The organism is Mesorhizobium sp. M7A.F.Ca.CA.002.15.2.1 (assembly GCF_003998715.1).
Taxonomy (GTDB): domain Bacteria; phylum Pseudomonadota; class Alphaproteobacteria; order Rhizobiales; family Rhizobiaceae; genus Mesorhizobium; species Mesorhizobium ciceri.
This window is the reverse complement of record NZ_RZPI01001110.1, coordinates 1-965: the sequence shown is the minus strand read 5'-3', so window position 1 is coordinate 965 and position 965 is coordinate 1. Positions and strand designations below refer to the sequence as shown.

General features: G+C 64.9%; 2 protein-coding genes. Both read left to right on the top strand.

The genetic code is table 11. From position 1 onward, the window contains the following. A partial coding sequence (locus ENZ74_RS32990) for a DUF1403 family protein (RefSeq protein WP_127313347.1) occupies window positions 1–313 on the top strand: 313 nt, incomplete at its 5' end. Window positions 314–315: 2 nt separating this feature from the next. Next, on the top strand, window positions 316–965 hold a 650-nt coding region (locus ENZ74_RS32985; protein WP_164761454.1), incomplete at its 3' end, for an SMC-Scp complex subunit ScpB.

The following is a 965-nucleotide window of genomic DNA, read 5'->3' as shown; positions in this document are numbered from 1 at the left end:
CATCCGGCCCGGGGACAAGAATTTTGAGCGGGCGGTTTGCATCGCGCTCGTCGCGGCCGCCGCGGACGCTTGTCGGTTGGCCGCCGAGCTGTCGCGCCGGGCCGAAAAACTCCTGGCGGTGGCGCCGAAACTGCGCGCCAAAGGCGCCGGCGACGTAATCTTTCTGCTGCTCAGTGAAGACGCCGTGTCCGGATCGCTGACGACGGACAATCTGTCGCGCTTTGCATCGCGACGGCTGTTCGAACGGCTGCAGCAACTGGAGGTCGTGCGCGAGCTCTCCGGCCGCCCCACATTCCGGCTGTTCGGGCTGTAGCGATGAGCGAAGCGTCCGCCCGCCGCAAGCCAAACGATCAGCCGGCGCTGCTCGACACCGAACTGGAACATCTGCCGCCGGAGCTGCGCTGGTGCGAATGGATGGCCCGCGTCGAAGCGGTGATCTTTGCGGCAAATGAACCGGTGACACGTAGTGTCCTCGCGCGGGTGGTGGGAAAAAACTGCAATATCGAGCTGATCATCGACGACATTCGCGCCGAACTCGCCGGCCGCCCTTACGAGCTGGTCGCGGTCGCCGGCGGCTGGCAGCACCGGACCAAAAAGGTTTTTGGCGACGCCATTCACGCAGCCTTCGGCACGGCAGCGGGCGAGGGAGCAAAAGAACTGTCGCAGGCGGAGGCGCTTGTCTTGATGTGCATTGCCTATTTCCAGCCGATCACCCGTGGCGAGCTGTCGAGCTTTTTCGGCAAGGAGGTGTCACGTGACCTGATCGGCGTGCTGCGCGCTGAGCAGCTGGTCGCCTCGGGGCCGCGCAGCCCGCAGCCGGGCGCGCCCTACACCTATGTGACGACCAAAACTTTTCTGTCGCAGTTCGGGCTCGACACGCTGCGCCAGCTGCCGGATTTCGAGGCGCTCGAGGACGCCGGGCTGCTGTCGAAGGAGAAGCTGCTGGATCATCCCAGGGTTTGCAG